The 15,326-nt window shown below is 65.1% G+C and carries 14 protein-coding genes and 1 pseudogene; 13 read left to right on the top strand and 2 right to left on the bottom strand.

Annotated features, from left to right (window positions below; all coding sequences use genetic code 11):
- From EN745_RS15020 to EN745_RS14960, 13 genes are all read left to right on the top strand, one after another.
- A partial coding sequence (locus tag EN745_RS15020) for a substrate-binding domain-containing protein (protein WP_145992032.1) occupies window positions 1–584 on the top strand: 584 nt, incomplete at its 5' end.
- The gene (locus EN745_RS15015) at window positions 581–1,597 is read left to right on the top strand and encodes a Gfo/Idh/MocA family oxidoreductase (protein ID WP_126058406.1); all 1,017 of its coding nucleotides are present in this window, start codon (window positions 581–583) and stop codon (window positions 1,595–1,597) included. The genes EN745_RS15020 and EN745_RS15015, both read left to right, overlap by 4 nt.
- Window positions 1,594–3,195 carry an acyl CoA:acetate/3-ketoacid CoA transferase gene (locus EN745_RS15010; RefSeq protein WP_127421629.1) on the top strand — a complete coding sequence of 534 codons (1,602 nt, stop codon included), beginning with the start codon at window positions 1,594–1,596 and terminating at the stop codon, window positions 3,193–3,195. Before EN745_RS15015 ends, EN745_RS15010 begins: the two co-directional genes overlap by 4 nt.
- Complete coding sequence (locus EN745_RS15005; RefSeq protein ID WP_126058404.1) at window positions 3,188–3,964, top strand: enoyl-CoA hydratase/isomerase family protein; 777 nt, start codon at window positions 3,188–3,190, stop codon at window positions 3,962–3,964. Before EN745_RS15010 ends, EN745_RS15005 begins: the two co-directional genes overlap by 8 nt.
- A 9-nt stretch (window positions 3,965–3,973) precedes the next feature.
- Window positions 3,974–5,485 carry an aldehyde dehydrogenase family protein gene (locus EN745_RS15000; RefSeq protein WP_127421628.1) on the top strand — a complete coding sequence of 504 codons (1,512 nt, stop codon included), beginning with the start codon at window positions 3,974–3,976 and terminating at the stop codon, window positions 5,483–5,485.
- Window positions 5,486–5,545: 60 nt separating this feature from the next.
- Entirely contained in the window at window positions 5,546–6,799 is a 1,254-nt protein-coding gene (locus EN745_RS14995) for an ABC transporter substrate-binding protein (RefSeq protein ID WP_126058402.1), read from the top strand.
- Between the two features lie 121 nt (window positions 6,800–6,920).
- A complete protein-coding gene (locus tag EN745_RS14990; protein WP_127404958.1) occupies window positions 6,921–7,880 on the top strand; it encodes a sugar ABC transporter permease in 960 nt (319 codons plus the stop codon).
- Complete coding sequence (locus EN745_RS14985) at window positions 7,877–8,821, top strand: carbohydrate ABC transporter permease (RefSeq protein WP_126058400.1); 945 nt, start codon at window positions 7,877–7,879, stop codon at window positions 8,819–8,821. Before EN745_RS14990 ends, EN745_RS14985 begins: the two co-directional genes overlap by 4 nt.
- A 4-nt stretch (window positions 8,822–8,825) precedes the next feature.
- Entirely contained in the window at window positions 8,826–9,941 is a 1,116-nt protein-coding gene (locus EN745_RS14980) for an ABC transporter ATP-binding protein (protein ID WP_126058399.1), read from the top strand.
- A gap of 68 nt (window positions 9,942–10,009) precedes the next feature.
- On the top strand, window positions 10,010–11,512 hold the full coding sequence (locus EN745_RS14975) for a GMC family oxidoreductase (protein ID WP_127421627.1): 1,503 nt from the start codon (window positions 10,010–10,012) through the stop codon (window positions 11,510–11,512).
- Complete coding sequence (locus EN745_RS14970; protein ID WP_127404962.1) at window positions 11,509–12,270, top strand: 3-ketoacyl-ACP reductase; 762 nt, start codon at window positions 11,509–11,511, stop codon at window positions 12,268–12,270. Before EN745_RS14975 ends, EN745_RS14970 begins: the two co-directional genes overlap by 4 nt.
- Window positions 12,271–12,282: 12 nt before the next feature.
- Complete coding sequence (locus EN745_RS14965) at window positions 12,283–13,911, top strand: GMC family oxidoreductase N-terminal domain-containing protein (protein WP_127421626.1); 1,629 nt, start codon at window positions 12,283–12,285, stop codon at window positions 13,909–13,911.
- Window positions 13,912–13,921: 10 nt separating this feature from the next.
- Window positions 13,922–14,236: a Dabb family protein gene (locus EN745_RS14960; protein ID WP_126058396.1), complete on the top strand. Its 315-nt coding sequence runs from the start codon at window positions 13,922–13,924 to the stop codon at window positions 14,234–14,236.
- A 12-nt stretch (window positions 14,237–14,248) separates the two neighbouring features.
- Here the strand turns inward: EN745_RS14960 and EN745_RS14955 are convergent, their stop codons facing one another.
- Both EN745_RS14955 and EN745_RS14950 read right to left on the bottom strand, forming a co-directional pair.
- Complete coding sequence (locus EN745_RS14955; RefSeq protein WP_126058395.1) at window positions 14,249–15,094, bottom strand: EamA family transporter; 846 nt, start codon at window positions 15,092–15,094, stop codon at window positions 14,249–14,251.
- A gap of 7 nt (window positions 15,095–15,101) precedes the next feature.
- Window positions 15,102–15,326: pseudogene (locus tag EN745_RS14950) on the bottom strand (EEP domain-containing protein); the annotation flags it as partial.

The following is a 15,326-nucleotide window of genomic DNA, read 5'->3' as shown; positions in this document are numbered from 1 at the left end:
GTTTGCCAGAGAGCCGCATCCCGGTGATCGCGCCCGACAATCATCGCGGCGCCTTTCTCGCCACCGCCCATCTGATCGGCAAGGGCCATCGCCGGCTGGCCTTCTTCGGCGGTTCTTCCGACCTCGTGGTCTGTCACGAGCGGCTGGGCGGTTTCCGCGAGGCCTGCGCGACGCTTGGCATTGCCGCTGGCGACATCTTGGTCTTCGAAGGCGAGACCAGCCGCAAGGGCGGCATCGCCTGCCTGGATACCGCTATCGCCATGGCCGAGCCGCCGACGGCCGCACTTTGCTTCAACGACGCGGTCGCCTTTGGCGCCATGCTGGCGCTGCGCAAGCACGGACTGGAGCCCGGCGCGGATTTTGCCGTCGTCGGCTTCGACGACGTGACCGAGGCCGAACACTACATGCCCGCGCTGACCAGCGTCGCGGTCGATGCGGCCGGTCTCGGCGAGCGCGCCGCCCATGCCATGCTGAAGATGATCCAGTCGCGCACCACCCGCGCCGAGGACCACATCGGCGCGGTCAACCTGGTGGTCAGGGAAAGCTGCGGGCCGGATCGCTCGGGAATGGGAGACGCGGCATGACCGTCCGATGGGGACTGATCGGCGCCAGCACGATCGCCAAACAGTTCATGATCAACGCCATCCGCGCGCAACGCGAGGGCGAGGTGGTTGCGGTGATGAGCTCCAGCCCCGAGCGCGCCAACACCTATGCCGGCGAGAACGGCATTCCGCGCGCCGTCTCGACGCTCGCCGATCTGCTCAGCGCCGGCGTCGACGCCGTCTACATCTCGACCACCAACGAGCTGCATCTCGAACAAGCGCTTGCCGCGATCGAGGCGGGCAAGCATGTGCTGTGCGAAAAGCCGCTGGCGCTGACCAGCTCCGATGCGAGGAAGATGGTGGCGGCCGCCAACGCTGCCGGCGTCGTGCTCGGCACCAACCATCATCTGCGCAATGCGGGCGCGCATCGCGCCATGCGCGAGGCGATCGCCGCCGGCAGGATCGGCAAGCCAATCGCCGCGCGCGTCTTCCATTCCGTCTTTCTGCCGGAAAACCTGCAGGGCTGGCGCATCAGCAAGCCCGAGGCCGGCGGCGGCGTGGTGCTCGACATCACCGTGCACGATGCCGACACGCTGCGCTTCGTGCTCGGCGACGATCCGGTCGAGATTTCCGCCTTCACGCAAGCCGCAGGCATGGCCGGCAGCGGGCTGGAGGACGGCGCCATGTGCATCTGGCGCTTCAAATCAGGTGTCATTGCCCAGTCGCATGAGGGCTTCACGACGAAATTCGCCGGCACCGGCTTCGAGGTGCACGGCTCGGAAGGCTCGCTGTTCGCCACCAATGTGATGACGCAGAAGCCGGTCGGCTCGGTGCTGCTGCGCACGGCAAGCGGCGAGGAAGATTTAAGCTTCGACCGCGAGGACCTCTACACGCGCTCGCTGCGCCAGTTCCATGCCGCGATCCGCGGCGAAGGCCGGCCTTCCGCCACCGGCGAGGACGGTGTTTGGTCGCTGGCCGCGGCTGAAGCCGCGCTGCAATCGGCCAAATCGGGCAAGGCCGTCACCATCGATCCGAAACTCGGGAGCGCGGCGTGAGCAAGGTCATTTCCGCGGCGCAGGCTGCAAGCCTGATCAAGGACCGTATGGTCGTATCGGTGTCGTCGTCGAGCGGCCTCGGCTGCCCGGACGCAGTGCTTGCCGCGATCGGCGAGCGCTTCGACGCCGAAGGCCACCCGAAGGCCATCACCACGTTGCACCCCATCGCCGCCGGCGACATGTACGGCATCAAGGGCATCGATCATCTGGCGAAACCCGGCCTGTTGAAGCGCACGCTTTGCGGCTCCTACCCTTCCGGCCCGTCATCCGCCGAGCCGCCGCAGATCTGGAAGATGATCGGCGACAATTCGGTCGAGGCCTACAATGTGCCGTCAGGCATCCTGTTCGACATGCACCGCGAGGCCGCCGCCAAGCGGCCGGGGGTGCTGACCAAGGTCGGTCTCGACACCTTCGCCGACCCCCGCCACCAAGGCTGCGCCATGAACGCGGCGGCCAGCGAGCCGATCGTATCGGTGCAGCAGTTCGATGGCGAGGAATGGCTCTATTTCCGCGCCATCGTTCCCAACGTCTCGATCATCCGCGCCACCACCGCCGACGAGCGCGGCAACCTCACCTATGAGCACGAAGGCGCCTATCTCGGCGGGCTGGAGCAGGCTCTCGCCGCCCGCAACAATGGCGGTGTCGTCGTCGCGCAGGTCAAGCGCGTCGTCGAGAACGGCACGCTGAAGCCGCACGACGTTCGTGTGCCTGGGGTGCTCGTCGACCACATCGTTGTCGCGCCCGATCAGCTGCAGACGACGCTGACCCCTTACGATCCGGCGATCTCCGGCGAGATCTTCCGGCCACTGTCGACCTTCCGCAACGCGGAGATGAACGTCCAGAAGGTGATCGCGCGCCGCGTCGCCATGGAGTTGCGCGACGGCATGGCCGTCAACATCGGCTTCGGCATCTCCGCCAACGTGCCGCGCATCCTTCTGGAGGAAGGCCAGCACGGCAAGGTCACCTGGGTGATCGAGCAGGGCGCCGTAGGCGGCGTGCCGCTGCTCGACTTCAAGTTCGGCTGCGCCTCCAATGCCGAGGCGATCATGCCCTCGCCGCACCAGTTCATCTACTTCCAGGCCGGCGGCTTCGACGCCTCGCTCTTGTCCTTCCTGCAGATCGACCGCCATGGCTCGGTCAATGTCTCGAAGCTTTCGGCGCGGCCGCATGTCACCGCCGGTGCCGGCGGTTTCGTCGACATCACCTCGCGGGCGAAGAAGATCGTCTTCTCCGGCTTCTTCAACGCCGGCGCCAGGCTGTCGCTGGCTGACGGCGGCATCCGCATCGACCAGGAAGGCAAGGTCAAGAAGGTCGTCGAAGAGGTCGAGCACATCTCCTTCTCCGGCAAGCGCGCGGTCGCGCAAGGGCAGGACATCACCTATGTCACCGAGCGCTGCGTGATGAAGCTGACGCCCGACGGGTTGAAGGTGACCGAGTTGGCGCCCGGCATCGATCTGGAACGCGATGTGCTGGCGCAGGCCGATATTCCGCTCGGTATTGCCAATGACCTCAAGGTGACGCCGGCGTCGCTCTACCAGGATCGGCCGATCGGCCTATCGCTGAATGGCGGCGCTTCGCTCGGAGGCGCGCATGGCTGAACGTCTCGTCAGCTTCGAACAGGACGGCGCCATCGGCTTCGTCACGCTGCGCCGGCCGGAAAAGTTCAACGCGCTGGACATTCCGATGCTGCGCGCGCTCGAAGCGGCGCTTGACGAGGCGGAGCTGGCTGAGGGCGTGCGTGTCGTGCTCGTCCGTGGCGAAGGCAAGGGCTTTTGCGCCGGCGGCGACGTCGAGGCCTGGGCACAATTGAGCGCCGCCGATTTCCAGGTGCAATGGGTCCGCTATGGCCACCGTGTCTTCGACCGGCTGGCGCGGCTCAGGCAGCCGACCATCGCCGTGCTGTCCGGCCATGCGCTGGGCGGCGGGCTGGAGCTGGCGGTGGCCTGCGATTTCCGCGTCGCGGAGACACAGGTGAAGCTCGGCTTTCCCGAAACCTCGATCGGCGTCGTTCCCGGTTGGTCTGGCACGCAGCGCGCCGTGCGCCGCTTCGGCGCGCAGACGGTGCGGCGCATGGCCATCGGAGGCGAAGTCCTGCTGGCGAGCGAAGCGCTTGCGCTCGGCGTTGTCGACCGCGTCGTCGAGACCGGCAAAGCGCTCGCCGACGCCAAGATATGGGGAGAAAAGATCGCCGAGCGCGGACCGCTGGCGATCGAGGCTGCAAAGCTGATGATCGCGGTCGCCGAAGGCGAGGAGAGTGCTGCAGCCACGGAAGCGCTGGCCAGCGGCTTCATCGCGCTGACCGGCGACCTCAAGGCCGGCGTCGATGCCTTCAAGGCCAAGCAGAAGCCGGCCTTTTCGAGGTCCTAGAGGAATCCGATGAACGCACCCCTCAAGATTTCCATGCCGGCCGAGGCGTCCGCGGCGCCGAAGACCTACAAGCTGCTGATCGACGGCAAGCATGTCGGGGCCCGCGACGGCCGCGTGCTGGAGCGCAGAAGCCCCGGCCACGGCTTTACCGTCTCGCACTATGCTCAGGCCGGCGAAGCGGAAGTCGAGACCGCGGTGACCGCCGCGCACAGGGCCTTCGAGGCCGGCCCCTGGCCGCGCATGAAGGCATCCGAGCGCGCCGCCATCCTGCTCAAGGCGGCCGACTTGATCGAGGTCCGGCTGGAAGAGATCGCCAGGCTCGACGCGCTGGAATCCGGCAAGCCGATCGCCCAGGCGCGCGGCGAGATCGGCGGCGCCGTCGACATCTGGCGCTATGCCGCCTCGCTCGCCCGCACGCTGCATGGCGAGAGCTATGCCAATCTCGGCGACGCGATGCTCGGCGTCGTGCTGCGCGAGCCGATCGGCGTCGTCTCGATCATCACGCCGTGGAATTTCCCCCTCCTGATCGTCAGCCAGAAACTGCCCTTCGCGCTCGCCGCCGGCTGCACGGCGGTGGTCAAGCCGAGCGAGATGACCTCGGCCTCGACGTTCGTGCTTGGCGACATCCTGCTCGAAGCAGGCCTCCCCGCCGGTGCCGTCAACATCCTGGCCGGCCTGGGCAGCGATGTCGGCGCGCCGATGGTCAACCATCCGCTGGTCGAGATGGTGTCCTTCACCGGCTCGACCCGCGTCGGCAAGATGACCATGGCTGCCGCCTCGAACTCCCTGAAGAAGGTGTCGATGGAGCTCGGTGGCAAGAACGGCCAAATCGTCTTCCCCGACGCCGATCTGGAAGCGGCGGCCGATGCCGCGGTGTTCGGCGGCTTCTTCAACGCCGGCGAATGCTGCAACGCCGGCAGCCGGCTGATCGTACATGAGGCGATCGCCGACGACTTCCTCGCGACCGTCAAGGCGTTGACCGCCAGGGTGACGGTTGGCGATCCGCTCGACGACCGCACCAAGGTCGGCGCAATGATTTCCACCGACCATCTAACCAAGGTAGCCGGCTATGTAACGGCCGCGGCCGGAGACGGCGGCTCTGTTTATGCGGGCGGCAGCCAGCTCGCCTCAAATGCCGGCCAATATCTCGATCCGACCATCATTCGCGGCGTGACCGAGGACATGGCGATCGCACGCGAGGAAGTGTTCGGGCCCGTGCTCTCCGCGCTAACCTTTGACTCGATTGAAAGGGCGTTGCACATCGCCAACAACACGCCCTATGGTTTGTCGGCGGGTGTGTGGAGCGCCAGCATCGACACCTGCATGTCGGTGGCGCGTAATGTGCGTTCGGGGACTGTTTGGGTGAACACGTTCATGGAAGGTTACCCCGAGCTGCCGTTCGGGGGCTACAAACAGTCCGGTCTCGGACGTGAACTCGGCAAGCGCGCTGTCGAGGACTATACAGAGGAAAAGACAATCCAGTTTCATCGCGGCCAGCGCACCGGTTGGTGGGTCGGCTGAGTTGGGAAGACCCCGGCGGACATCCGTCGGTTGTGTGCATTGCAACAAGGGAGGAACCACATGTTGCGCAAACTGCTTATCGGAACGGCTCTTGCGTCGACCTTTGCGTTTTCGGCGCATGCCGCCGACGTCAAGGAAGTGCAGATGCTGCATTGGTGGACGTCGGGCGGCGAAGCGGCTGCTCTGAACGTCCTCAAGGAGGATTTGTCCAAGGAAGGCTATGCCTGGAAGGACGTGCCGGTGGCCGGCGGCGGCGGCGACGCCGCCATGACGGCGCTGAAAGCCATGGTCGCGGCCGGCAACTATCCGACCGCCTCGCAGATGCTCGGCTATACCGTGCTCGACTATGCCGCTGCCGGCGTCATGGGCGATCTGACCGAGACCGCCAAGAAGGAAGGCTGGGACAAGTCGGTTCCGGCAGCCCTGCAGAAATTCTCGGTCTACGACGGCAAGTGGGTCGCGGCTCCGGTCAACGTTCACTCGGTCAACTGGCTGTGGATCAACAAGGCGGTGATGGACAAGATCGGCGGCGCCGAGCCGAAGACCTTCGACGACTTCGTCGCCTTGCTCGACAAGGCCAAGGCGGCGGGCGTCATCCCGCTCGCGCTCGGCGGCCAGAACTGGCAGGAAGCCACAATGTTCGACTCCGTCGTGCTGTCGACCGGCGGGCCGGAATTCTACAAGAAGGCCTTCAACGACCTCGACGAGGAATCGCTGAAGTCCGACACGATGAAGAAGTCGTTCGACAACCTCGCCAAGCTGGTCACCTATGTCGACCCGAACTTCTCGGGCCGCGACTGGAACCTCGCCACCGCCATGGTCATCAAGGGTGACGCGCTGGTTCAGGTCATGGGCGACTGGGCCAAGGGCGAGTTCCACGCCGCCAAGAAGACCCCGGGCACCGACTTCCTCTGCTATCGCTTCCCGGGCACCGACGGCTCGGTGATCTACAACTCCGACATGTTCGGCATGTTCAACGTTCCGGACGACCGCAAGGCCGCCCAGGCAGCGCTTGCCACCGCCACGCTGTCGAAGAGCTTCCAGTCGGCCTTCAACGTCGTCAAGGGTTCGGTTCCGGCCCGCACCGACGTGCCTGACACCGACTTCGACGCTTGCGGCAAGAAGGGTATCGCCGACCTGAAGGCGGCCAACGAAGGCGGCACGCTGTTCGGTTCGCTGGCCCAGGGCTATGGCGCGCCTCCGGCCGTCGCCAACGCCTACAAGGACGTCGTCTCGAAGTTCGTTCATGGCCAGATCAAGACCTCGGACGAGGCCGTGACCGAGCTGGTCAAGGCGATCGACGACGCCAAGTAAGCGATGCTTGAAACGACCTCCCCGCCCTGGCGGGGAGGTTTCTAACGAGGCAAGGTCCGGGATTGCCCGGGCTGGCGCTTTGCGCCGGCCGGCCCCCGACGAACCGGTACTGGATGAGCCGATGAGCACAGTAGCCGAAACCACCGCGAAGCTGACACCGGAGCACGACGCCCGCCCAGGAGCGTCCGTTCGCTCGCGGCTGCAGGATCTATTGCCGAAGATCGTGCTGGCGCCGAGCTTCGCGGCGACGATCGTCTTCGTCTATGGCTTCATCCTATGGACGATCTATCTGTCCTTCACCAATTCCAAGACCTTCCCGTCCTACGCCATTACCGGGCCGCGCGCCTATCAGCGGCTGTGGCGCTGGACCTTCGAGAGCGACCCGCCGTCGAGCTGGTACACCTCGATCACCAACATGGGCATTTTCGGCTTCCTCTATATCTTCATCTGCCTGGCGCTCGGCCTGTTCCTGGCCATCCTGCTCGACCAGAAGATCCGCGGCGAAGGCATGCTCAGGCCGATCTACCTCTACCCGATGGCGCTCTCCTTCATCGTCACCGGCGTCGCCTGGAAATGGTTCCTCGATCCCGGCCTCGGCCTCGAGCAGACGCTGCACCAGTGGGGCTGGACGAGCTTCCATTTCGACTGGATCAAGAACAAGGATTTCGTCATCTACACCGTGGTCATCGCTGGAGTCTGGCAGGCCTCCGGCTTCATCATGGCGATGTTCCTGGCCGGCTTGCGCGGCATCGACGGTGAGATCATGAAGGCGGCGCAGATCGACGGCGCCACCACCTTCCAGCTCTACCGCCGCATCGTCATTCCGCTGCTGCGGCCAGTGTTCCTGTCGGCCTTCATCGTGCTCGCCCACCTCGCCATCAAGTCCTATGACCTGGTGGTGGCGCTGACCAGCGGCGGACCGGGCGGTTCGGCCTGGCTGCCGTCCAACTTCATGTACGAGTTCACCTTCAAGCGCAACGAGATGGCCGTCGGCTCGGCGAGCGCCGTGATCATGCTGATGACGCTGACCGCGATCATTGTGCCTTATCTCTATTCCGAGCTCAGGGAGAAGCCGCGATGAGCGCCGTTGCCTCACCGACCCGCCCGGCCACCGGCGGCATCAGCGCCAGGACGATCAACCGCATCGTCATCTACGGGCTGCTCGCGCTCTTCGCGATCTTCTACCTGATGCCGCTCTTCGTCATGCTTGTCACCTCGTTCAAGACCATGGACGAGATTCAAAACGGCAACATGCTGGCACTGCCGCAAGCGCCGACGTTCGACCCGTGGTGGAAAGCCTGGGGCGAGGCCTGCGTCGGTCTCACCTGCGCCGGCATCAAGGGCTACTTCTGGAACTCCATCAAGATGGTGGTTCCGGCGGTGCTGATCTCGACGCTGCTCGGCGCCCTCAACGGCTACGTGCTGACCAAATGGCGCTTCCGCGGCCACACGCTGGTCTTCGCGATGATGCTGTTCGCCTGCTTCATCCCGTTCCAGTCGGTGCTGCTGCCGATGGCGACGATCCTCGGCAGCATCGGCCGCTTCGGCGTCACACTGCAGAACGCGACCGGGTTCAATTTCGGCCTCGGCAATTCGACGGTGAACCTGGTCTTCGTCCATGTCGTCTACGGCCTCGGCTTCACCACGCTGTTCTTCCGCAATTACTACGAGGCCTTTCCGACCGAACTGATCAAGGCGGCGCAGGTCGACGGCGCCTCCTTCTTCCAGATCTTCCGCCGCATCATGCTGCCGAACTCGATGCCGATCTTCGTCGTCACCGTGATCTACCAGTTCACCAACATCTGGAACGACTTCCTGTTCGCTTCCGCCTATGCCGGCACCGGCGACGTCATGCCGATGACGGTGGCGCTGAACAATGTCGTCAACACCTCGACCGGCGTGGTCGAGTACAACGTCAACATGGCGGCGGCGATGATCGCCGCCCTTCCCACCCTTCTCGTCTATGTCGTCGCCGGCCGCTATTTCGTGCGCGGGCTGATGGCCGGTGCGGTCAAAGGATAATCTGATGGCTTTTCTTGAAATTGATGGGCTGAAGAAGCGCTTCGGGAATGTCGAGATCCTGAAGGGCATCAATGTCGAGTTGGAGAAGGGCGGCTTCCTCGTGCTGGTCGGCCCGTCCGGCTGCGGCAAGTCCACGCTGCTCAACACCATCGCCGGGCTGGAGAACATCACCGAGGGCGAGATCCGCGTCGATGGACGCGCTATCAACGATCTCCATCCGTCCAAGCGCGACATCGCCATGGTGTTCCAGAGCTACGCGCTCTATCCGAACATGACGGTGGCCGGGAACATCTCTTTCGGCATGGAGATGCGCGGCGTGCCGGCCGACGAGCGCCAGAAGGCAATCGACAAGGTGGCCAAGGTGCTGCAGATCGGCCACCTCCTGCAGCGCAAGCCAAGCCAGCTCTCCGGCGGCCAGCGCCAGCGCGTCGCCATGGGCCGGGCGCTGGTGCGCGACCCGAAACTGTTCCTGTTCGACGAGCCGCTCTCCAACCTCGACGCCAAGCTGCGCGTCGACATGCGTATCGAGATCAAGCGCCTGCACGCCAACACCGGGACGACGATCGTCTACGTCACCCATGACCAGATCGAGGCGATGACGCTGGCCACCAAGATCGCCGTGATGCGCGACGGAGAGGTGCAGCAGTTCGGCACGCCGGCCGAAATCTACAACAACCCGACCAACATCTTCGTCGCCGATTTCATGGGCTCGCCGGCGATGAACCTGGTGCCGGCGACGATCGGCGGCAATGGCAGTGGGTTGTCCGTGGTGCTGCAGCGCGACGGGCGCGAGCCGATCTTGCTGCCGCTCAGCAACGCGCCGACGGGCCTTTCGGCCTTCCAGGGCAAGCCAGTCATCTTCGGCGTCCGCCCGGAGTCGCTGACCGATCCGGAAGGCGCCGAACGCAATGCCTCCAACATCGCCACAGCGGACTGCCATATCGAGGTGATCGAGCCGGCCGGCTCCGACACCTTCGCCGTCACCAATCTCGGCGGCAAGGCGGTGGTGGCACGGTTGCGCGCCGATGCCAAGATCCAGCCTGGCACCGTGACGCCGCTCGCCTTCAACCTGACCAAGGCTGTGTTCTTCGACCCGGCGACCGAGAAGCGCATTCTCTGATGCATGTCGCCCAAAAGTGGCTCCGGTTTTGGGCCAACGACATGCATCCAAACGAAGATCTTTAGGCCATGGCAAACCCGGATATCGTCATCATCGGCTCCGGCATCGGCGGCGCCACGATCGCCTCCGGTCTGGCTGGCAGTGGCGCCTCGATCCTGATCCTGGAGCGCGGCGAACCTCTGCCTGCGACGCCCGAGACGCGCGACACCCGCGCCATTTTCGTCAATGGCCACTACCGGCCGAAGGAGATGTGGCGCGAAGCGGGCGGCGCCGCCTTCAACCCAGGCAACTACTACTATGTTGGCGGCAATTCGAAATTCTATGGCGCGGTGCTGATCCGCTACCGCAAGGAGGACTTTTCCGCCATGGAGCATTTCGGCGGCGTCTCGCCGGCATGGCCCTTCTCCTATGACGAGTTCGAACCGTGGTATTCGGAGGCCGAGCAGCTCTTTCGCGTGCGTGGGACGCTGGGTGAAGACCCGACCGAGCCGTTCCATTCGATCCCCTATGCCTTCAAGCCGGTCGCCGACGAGGCGCCCATCGCGCGCGCCCGTGCCGAGTTGAAGGGACTCGGCCTGCATCCGGCGTCGCTGCCGCTCGGCGTCGACATCGACGCCTGGCTGAAGGACGGCAGGACGGGGTGGGACGCCTTCCCCAACACCGGCCAGGGCAAGGTCGATGCCCAGACCGGACCGCTGGCGGCGGCCCTTGCGGACCAGAACATCCGTCTCGAGACCGGCGCCCATGTCGACTATCTGGAGGCAGCGCCGGACGGCAAGTCGATCGCCACCATCCACTACACCCAGAGCGGCTCGCAAAAGAAGCTGTCGCCGAAGCTGGTCATTCTTTCGGCCGGAGCGGTCAATTCCGCCGTCATTCTGCTGCGCTCGCCCTCCGCGAAGGGCAAGGGCCTTGCCAACAGTTCCGACCAGGTCGGCCGCAACTTCATGAACCACAATTCGAGCGCCATGCTGGCGATCGATCCGCGCCGCCGCAACGACGCCGTCTACCAGAAGACTCTGATGCTCAACGACTACTACCTGTCGGACGGCAGGGGTGGCAAACCGCTCGGCAATGTGCAACTGCTCGGCAAGATCGACGGCAACATGCTGAGGGCCAATGTGAAGACGGTGCCGAAATTCGCGCTCGACTTCATGGCCGGCCATGCCGTCGACTGGTATCTGATGTGCGAGGACCTGCCCGACCCCGAGAGCCGCATCATGGTCGACGGCAAGGACATCGTCATGCAGTGGCGGCGCTCCAACATGCAGTCGCTGGAAGGCTTGACCAAGGTGATGCGCGAGAATTTCCGCGCTTGCGGCTATCCGATCGTGCTGTCGCGTCCCTTCGACAAGCGCACGCCCTCGCACCAGTGCGGCACGGTGAAGATGGGCGACGATCCGGGCAACTCGCCGCTCGACCCGTTCTGCCGCGCCTACGACCACCAAAACCTGTTCGTCGTCGACGGCGGCTTCCTGCCGACCTCGGCCGCGGTCAACCCGGCGTTGTCGATCGCGGCGCAGGCGCTGCGCGTGGCCGAGCACATCCGCAAGACGGAGCTTGCCGCGTGACCCGCCCGGCGGCCATCATCACGGGCGGCGCGCGGGGCATCGGACTGGCCTGCGCCGAGGCATTGGCCGATGCCGGCTTCGACATCCTCGTCGCCGACTTGGCCGACAAGCCTGCCGATGGCCTTGCCAAGAATATCACCGCGCGCGGTTCGAAGTTCGCCTACGCAAGCTGTGATATCGCCGATCTCGCGGGCCACGCGGCGTTGATCAAAACCGCGAAGAGCGCCTTCGGCCGCATCGATTGCCTGGTCAACAACGCCGGCGTCGGCGCCGTCGTGCGCGGTGATCTGCTGGACCTGAAACCGGAGAACTTCGATCGCGCCCTCGGCATCAATCTGCGCGGTACGGTGTTCCTCAGCCAGGCCGTCGCCAAGGCCATGCTTGGCACACTCGGCGAGCACCCGAAATCGATCGTCACAATCACTTCCGTCAGCGCCGAAGCGGCCTCGCCGGAACGCGCCGACTACTGCGTCTCGAAAGCCGGCCTGTCGATGTGGGTGAAAACCCTGGCGCTGCGACTCGCTGCCGAAGGGATCAGCGTGTTCGAGGTGCGGCCTGGCATCATCCGCACCGACATGACATCAGGCGTTGCCGCCAAATATGAGGCGCTGATCGAAGGCGGTCTGGTGCCAGCCAGACGCTGGGGCGAGGCATCGGATATCGGCGCCGTGGTGGCCGCGCTTGCCAGCGGCAAGTTCGGCTTTTCGACCGGCTCGATCATCAATGTCGACGGTGCGCTCTCCATACCGCGGCTCTGAACGGATGAGACAATGACCGATTACATCATCGTTGGCGCCGGTCCCGCCGGCTGCGTTCTCGCCAACCGGCTCAGCGAGGATCCCTCGAATTCGGTGCTGCTGCTGGAAGCCGGCGGCAAGGACTGGCATCCGCTGATCCACATGCCGGCCGGCTTCGCCAAGATGACCAAGGGCATCGCCTCCTGGGGCTGGTCGACCGTGCCGCAGAAGCACATGAAGGACCGCGTCTTCTGGTACACGCAGGCCAAGGTGGTCGGCGGCGGCTCCTCGATCAACGCCCAGATCTACACGCGCGGCAATGCCCGCGACTACGACGCGTGGGAGAAGGAAGAGGGCCTCGCTGGATGGGCCTATCGCGACGTGCTGCCCTATTTCAAGCGCGCCGAGAACAACCAGCGCTACGCCAACGACTTCCATGGCGACCAGGGGCCCCTCGGCGTCTCCAACCCGATCTCGCCGCTGCCGATCTGCGAGGCCTATTTCCGCGCCGGCCAGGAGATGGGCATCCCCTTCAACCCGGACTTCAATGGCGCCAGCCAGGAGGGCGTCGGCTACTACCAGCTGACCCAGAAGGATGCGCGGCGCTCGTCCGCATCGGTCGCCTATCTGAAGCCGATCCGCGCCCGCAGGAACCTGAGCGTCAGGACAGACGTGCTGGTCACCCGCATCGTCGTCGAGAAGGGCCGCGCCGTTGGTGTCGAGGTCGTCGACAAACCGGGCGGTCAGCCTGCGATCCTGCGCGCCGAGCGCGAGGTGGTCGTCTCCTCCGGCGCCATCGGCTCGCCCAAGCTTCTCATGCAGTCGGGCATCGGACCGGCCGATCATCTGAAGTCGGTCGGCGTGACGCCTATCCATGACCTGCCCGGCGTTGGCTCCAACATGCAGGACCATCTCGACCTGTTCGTCATCGCCGAATGCACCGGCGACCACACCTATGACAACTATGCCAAGCTGCACCGCACGATGTGGGCCGGCCTGCAATATCTGCTGCTGAAGAAGGGGCCGGTGGCCTCCAGCCTGTTCGAGACCGGCGGCTTCTGGTACGCCGACCCGACCGCCGCTTCGCCCGACATCCAGTTCCATCTCGGCCTCGGCTCCGGCATCGAGGCCGGTGTCGAGAAGCTGAAGAATCCGGGCGTCACCTTGAATTCCGCCTTCCTGCGCCCGCGCTCGCGCGGCACGGTGCGGTTGAAGAGCGCCGACCCGGCCGACCATCCGCTGATCGATCCGAACTATTGGTCCGATCCCTACGATCGCGACATGTCGATCAAAGGGCTGCGGCTGGCGCGCGAGATCATGCGCCAGAAGGCGCTTGCCCCCTACGTGCTGCGCGAGGTGCTTCCGGGCCCTGCCCTGCAGAGCGACGGCGACCTGTTCGACTACGCCTGCCGCAGTTCCAAGACCGACCATCATCCGGTCGGCACCTGCCGCATGGGGCATGACGAAATGGCCGTGGTGACGCCGGATCTGAGACTGCGCGGCATCGAGGGCTTGCGCATCTGCGACGCCTCGGTGATGCCGCGCGTTCCCTCCTCCAACACCAATGCGCCGACCATCATGGTCGGCGAAAAGGGCGCCGACCTGATCCTTGGCCGCGAACCTCTGCCGCCGGCCGTTTTCTCCGGCAACCGCGCCGCTTGAGGAGAGAGCCATGATCCGGCACTGCGTCTTTGTCAGATTCCGCCACGACGTCGACGCCTCCGAACGCGCGGCGATCCATGCCGATCTGGAAGCCTTGCGCTGGGCGATCGAAGGGATGGACAAGGTCCAGTTCAGCGCCAATGTCAGTCCGGAACCGTTCGCGCGCGGCTTCAGCCATGGCTTCACCATCGACTTCCGCGACGCCGCCGCCCGCGACGCCTATCTGGTGCACGAGGCGCATCAGCGTGCCGGCGCCCGGCTGGTCGCCGCCCTCGAAGGCGGCACCGACGGGCTGATGGTGGTCGATCTGGAAATTCTCGACTGACCGGCCGAGAAATTACCCCAGACGCAATGCGACGACGCCGGCGACGATGCTGAGCGCCGCGGCGCCGCGCCAGCGCGTCATCTTCTCGCCCAGCGCGACGACCGAGATCAGCATGGCGAACAGGATCGAGGTCTCGCGCAGCGATGCCACCGAGGCGATCGGCGCCTTGGTCATCGCCCACATGACGATCCAGTAGGCGGCGCCGCTGAGCACGCCGGTGAACAGCCCGGCCTTCCAGTCGCGCGCCAACACTGGCAGCGATTGTGGCCCCCGGAAGATGAGACACAGCACCAGCGCCCACGCGGCGTCGCAGACGAACAGCCAGGCGGCATAGCTCAGCGCGTTCGCCGCCAGCCGCGCGCCGCTACCGTCGGACAGCGTATAGCTGGCGATGAAGATCGACGTGCCCAGCGCGAAGCTGACCGCGCGCAGGTTGAACCGCTCCAGATGGACGCCGCCGCGAAACGACATTACCAGCGTGCCGGCCGACAACAGCAGGATACCGAGAATGGCGAGCGACGCGGGAACCTCCCGCACCACCACCATACCGCCAAGGGCGGAGAGCAGCGGTGCAGTACCGCGCGCCAGCGGATAGGTCTGGGCGAAATCGCCGGCCTTGTAGGCGCCGATCAGGAAGGTCCGGTAGCCCATGTGAAAGAAGACCGAGGCGAGAATGAATGGCCACACTTCGGCCTTCGGGAACTCGACGAAGGGCAGCACGAACAGCGCGGCAAATCCCATGCCCAATGTCATCAGCGTGATCGACAGGAAACGGTCGAGATGCACCTTGACCAGTGCGTTCCAGATCGCGTGCATGGCGGCCGCGCTAAGAACCGCGAAGAAGACGAAAAGCGTCATGCCCGCTTCATCCGCCTCCGGAGACTGCGGCAAGGCAGGGCGTTTCGAGGTCAATATCGACCCTCAGCGGAAAATGGTCGGACGCGATCTCGCCAATGTCGGCGCCGACCGAGCGCACGCGCGTGGCGAGCATGCCGCCGACGAAGCAATGGTCGAGCCGACGCTTTGACAGCCCGCCGTCGATGATTTTTTCATGGGTGTGGAAATCGGCCACCGGCTCGCTTGCAGCGGC

The organism is Mesorhizobium sp. M4A.F.Ca.ET.022.05.2.1 (genome assembly GCF_003998845.1).
In the GTDB taxonomy this organism is placed as follows: domain Bacteria; phylum Pseudomonadota; class Alphaproteobacteria; order Rhizobiales; family Rhizobiaceae; genus Mesorhizobium.
The sequence above is the reverse complement of the archived record's forward strand: the minus strand, read 5'-3'. Positions and strand labels throughout refer to the sequence as shown.

Excerpts from the sequence above, each read along its gene's own strand:
- EN745_RS14985 (WP_126058400.1), top strand. The coding sequence starts at position 7,877 with ATGAGCGCCGTTGCCTCACCGACCCGCCCGGCCACCGGCGGCATCAGC.
- EN745_RS15000 (WP_127421628.1), top strand. The coding sequence starts at position 3,974 with ATGAACGCACCCCTCAAGATTTCCATGCCGGCCGAGGCGTCCGCGGCG.
- EN745_RS14990 (WP_127404958.1), top strand. The coding sequence starts at position 6,921 with ATGAGCACAGTAGCCGAAACCACCGCGAAGCTGACACCGGAGCACGAC.
- EN745_RS15015 (WP_126058406.1), top strand. The coding sequence starts at position 581 with ATGACCGTCCGATGGGGACTGATCGGCGCCAGCACGATCGCCAAACAG.
- EN745_RS14975 (WP_127421627.1), top strand. The coding sequence starts at position 10,010 with ATGGCAAACCCGGATATCGTCATCATCGGCTCCGGCATCGGCGGCGCC.
- EN745_RS14955 (WP_126058395.1), bottom strand. The coding sequence starts at position 15,094 with ATGACGCTTTTCGTCTTCTTCGCGGTTCTTAGCGCGGCCGCCATGCAC.
- EN745_RS14960 (WP_126058396.1), top strand. The coding sequence starts at position 13,922 with ATGATCCGGCACTGCGTCTTTGTCAGATTCCGCCACGACGTCGACGCC.
- EN745_RS14980 (WP_126058399.1), top strand. The coding sequence starts at position 8,826 with ATGGCTTTTCTTGAAATTGATGGGCTGAAGAAGCGCTTCGGGAATGTC.
- EN745_RS14965 (WP_127421626.1), top strand. The coding sequence starts at position 12,283 with ATGACCGATTACATCATCGTTGGCGCCGGTCCCGCCGGCTGCGTTCTC.
- EN745_RS14995 (WP_126058402.1), top strand. The coding sequence starts at position 5,546 with ATGTTGCGCAAACTGCTTATCGGAACGGCTCTTGCGTCGACCTTTGCG.
- EN745_RS15005 (WP_126058404.1), top strand. The coding sequence starts at position 3,188 with ATGGCTGAACGTCTCGTCAGCTTCGAACAGGACGGCGCCATCGGCTTC.